We start from the raw sequence: 3,742 nt of genomic DNA, 5'->3' as shown, positions 1-3,742 counted from the left end.
GGAGACTACCACCTCTGCTGTAGATGGGCAACCTGAAATAGTAAGTGGTGTCGCTGAATCAAGAATCACAGATGGGTGAGAATCCCGCGCTGTAATTTTTAATTCAGCGCCGGGAGTATGTCAAAAATAGATAATGTAGCTTTAATAAAATTTAAAACTTTTACATTATCAAATATATTTCAATGAATAAATGAACCTTCAAATTGAACAAGGGAATTGGGTAGAGGAACCGTCGAATTTGGAACCTATGGGAGTTGGGGCAATTGAGGTGGGGATTAAACTCCACCCAGATTGATTAATCTAAAGATGAGCCGTGGAATATTAAACCCAATAGTGAACAGGGGTAGACGAAAGTAACTATCCCTTATTCCCTGCTAACCTCTACCTTAGGAGAACAAAAAATATAATTTTTTTTAATAGTAAAATTTAAACATAGTTAAAAACTCTGTTCATCAAGAAAAAACTCTTCAAACAGCCAAAAATCACTAGAGAATAACTATGAGTCCCCTGAAGAAAACCTACGTGTTAAAGTTGTACGTTGCTGGAAATACTCCTAATTCTGTGCGAGCGCTAAAGACACTCAAAGAAATCCTTGAGCAAGAATTTCAAGGAGTTTATGCCCTTAAAGTCATAGATGTACTAAAAAATCCTCAATTAGCAGAAGAGGATAAAATATTGGCCACACCAACTTTGTCAAAAATATTGCCCCCACCTGTGAGAAAAATAATTGGGGATCTTTCAGATAGAGAAAAGGTATTAATTGGATTAGATCTACTTTATGAGGAACTCAATGAAGACGAATTTAATCTCTAAAATGAACTTATTGATACAATTAACATAAAAAATTTTAGTATTTTGTGATATAAGTATTCTGGACATAGTCGCCATTTTCATTTAGGTATGGCATTTAACGAAGTCAGAAGTCAGAAGTCAGAAGTCAGAAGTTAACCCACCCCTACTGCCTCCCAGGAGGGGAAATAGGGGATTTGAGCAACTCTCCAAAAATATTTCGCCTTAAAAAGCGGGGTTCTAGACCCATATTATTTTTTTTGATCAACTTTTGCCTGAAGACAAAAGCCAGAGAGCACATTTCTCTATAATCCTACCAAAATTAAAAACGCCGTACATAATGATGCGACAATCCTGATATATGTAGATATACTTATATATTTGTGGATAGCTAAAATTTTTTTAATATTCCAAAGATAAAAATATGAATGAAAATAGTGAACCTATTAAAAGAGATGGAATAGCAACAGTAGGAGTTGAGAAGATTCGGACTATGATTGAGGGGTTCGACGACATCAGTCATGGGGGTATGCCAGTTGGCAGGACTACATTAGTAAGTGGTACATCTGGAACTGGTAAGACATTGCTTGCTATTCAGTTTCTTTATAATGGAATTATCTATTTTGATGAACCAGGAGTATTTGTAACCTTTGAAGAATCTCCCCACGATATTATTAAAAACGCCTACAGTTTTGGTTGGAATTTACAGAAATTAGTTAATGATGGGAAATTATTTATATTAGACGCTTCTCCCGATCCAGAGGGGCAAGATATAGTAGGAAATTTTGATTTATCTGCCTTAATAGAAAGAATTCAATATGCCATTCGTAAATACAAAGCAAGAAGAGTTTCTATTGATTCAGTAACTGCTGTATTTCAACAATATGATGCTGCTTCTGTAGTCAGAAGAGAAATATTTCGTTTAGTTGCCCGACTCAAACAAGTTGGTGCAACTACAATTATGACTACTGAAAGAGTAGAAGAATATGGTCCAGTAGCCAGATTTGGAGTAGAAGAATTTGTCTCGGATAATGTTGTTATAGTTCGTAATGCTCTAGAAGGCGAGCGTAGAAGGCGAACCATGGAAATCTTAAAACTTAGGGGGACAACCCACATGAAGGGGGAATATCCATTTACGATTACTAATGATGGTGTAAATATATTCCCACTAGGAGCAATGCGACTGACTCAACGTTCTTCAAATGTTAGAGTTTCCTCTGGAGATGAAGTTCTAGATAAAATGTGTGGAGGTGGTTTCTTTAAAGATTCAATCATATTAGCAACTGGAGCTACAGGTACAGGAAAAACTCTTTTAGTAAGTAAATTCTTAGAAAATGGTTGTACAAATAATGAACCTGCGATGCTTTTTGCTTATGAAGAATCTCGTGCTCAATTATTTCGTAATGCCTATTCTTGGGGTATAGATTTTGAAGAATTAGAAAAAAAGGGATTATTAAGAATCTTGTGTAGCTACCCAGAATCAGCAGGTTTAGAAGACCACTTACAAATTATTAAATCAGAAATTGCCAACTTTAAACCTTCTAGAATAGCTATTGATTCTCTATCTGCTTTAGCAAGAGGAGTAAGTAATAATGCTTTTAGACAATTTGTGATTGGGGTAACTGGTTTTGCCAAGCAAGAAGAAATAACAGGATTTTTTACTAATACGACCGATCAATTTATGGGGTCTCATTCTATTACGAATACTCATATTTCGACTATTACCGATACAATCATAATGCTACAGTATGTGGAAATTCGTGGTGAAATGTCCCGCGCTATTAATGTCTTCAAAATGCGTGGTTCATGGCATGATAAAGGAATTAGAGAATATACAATAACATCAAATGGTCCTGATATCAAAGATTCCTTCCGTAGCTATGAAAGAATTATTAGTGGTTCTCCCACTAGAATTGTAGTTAACGAGAAAAGTGAATTATCTAGAATAATACAGGGAGTTCAAGAGAAGGTACCAGAAGAATAGGATAGAATTTCAACAATTAATAATTAACTATTAACTTTACCTTTCATTGCATTGAAAAGAAGAGGGTTTACTAAAAGGAAAAATTTTTCTTGTTTGCTGCTTGTAGAGTGACAGTCCGTGGCGTAGCTAGGCAGAAGCTTTAAACCTTGATTGTCCGGTAAAATAAAATTTGGTATGGCGATCGCCTTTGTGGAAATCAAAAGTAATAAGTACCTCAACAAATATATCCATTTTCATTTTCATTAAGAATGGGACTTTCACTTCAAAGTAGATATGCTGAAATCAGAAGTTGTCTGAAATCGTCGAAGTTGTCTAGTCCACTAAAGTCAAAACTAATATAGCCAACATTTTACAGAGACCGGCAGAAAAGGAGAAAATCAATCAAAAAGGTATAAATTAGAGTTAAATTGGAATTTCAAAAATGATTACCATAACAATAACAAATACCTAGACTTATTTTATGGGCGGTACTGGATTTGAACCAGTGACATCCTGCTTGTAAGGCAGGCGCTCTACCGCTGAGCTAACCGCCCAACTTTTATAAGTATAACACATCTTACTAAATATGCAAGTAAAAAAAAGTATCTTTTATCTGCTAAGTTTGATAAATATATTCTGCATTTTTTGGCCTAGATTAAATCTGCTATGCCCAGTGGCCACACCCATGACCGAATAACCTTGTGGAGTTTACCCATAGTAACAAGTTTAAGCTTTGGGTTAATTCAGAGTACCCATTTAACGTTATTTATTTCTGGGGGTTTTTTGTTCAGTGGGCTAATGTTTGGCCCTGATCTGGACATTAATTCTCGGCAATTTCAACGATGGGGTTGGTTTAAGTGGCTTTGGCGACCCTACCAAACCAGTCTGAATCATCGCTCCTTTTTATCTCACGGACCGATAATTGGTACTGCAATACGATTGCTATATCTTTTAACATGGTTGGGAGTGGTGGTTGTATTTGGTTTTATA

The 3,742-nt window shown here is 35.6% G+C and carries 3 protein-coding genes and 1 tRNA gene; 3 read left to right on the top strand and 1 reads right to left on the bottom strand.

The features are described 5' to 3' along the window. Positions 1-498 precede the first annotated feature (498 nt). Together kaiB and kaiC are read left to right on the top strand one after the other, a co-directional pair. A complete protein-coding gene (gene kaiB / locus F6K13_RS23215; RefSeq protein ID WP_124155262.1) occupies positions 499-813 on the top strand; it encodes a circadian clock protein KaiB in 315 nt (104 codons plus the stop codon). A gap of 400 nt (positions 814-1,213) precedes the next feature. Then, the gene (gene kaiC / locus F6K13_RS23210) at positions 1,214-2,773 is read left to right on the top strand and encodes a circadian clock protein KaiC (RefSeq protein WP_124155263.1); all 1,560 of its coding nucleotides are present in this window, start codon (positions 1,214-1,216) and stop codon (positions 2,771-2,773) included. A gap of 461 nt (positions 2,774-3,234) precedes the next feature. Here the strand turns inward: kaiC and F6K13_RS23205 are convergent. Next, positions 3,235-3,306, bottom strand: a tRNA-Val gene (locus tag F6K13_RS23205). 112 nt (positions 3,307-3,418) lie between these two features. Between F6K13_RS23205 and F6K13_RS23200 the strand changes: the two genes are divergently transcribed. After that, positions 3,419-3,742 (top strand): metal-binding protein (locus F6K13_RS23200; protein ID WP_287288532.1); only part of this gene is annotated, 324 nt, incomplete at its 3' end.

This window comes from Okeania sp. SIO2B9 (assembly GCF_010672505.1).
GTDB lineage: Bacteria > Cyanobacteriota > Cyanobacteriia > Cyanobacteriales > Microcoleaceae > Okeania > Okeania hirsuta.
This window is presented reverse-complemented; position numbering and strand designations above follow the sequence as displayed.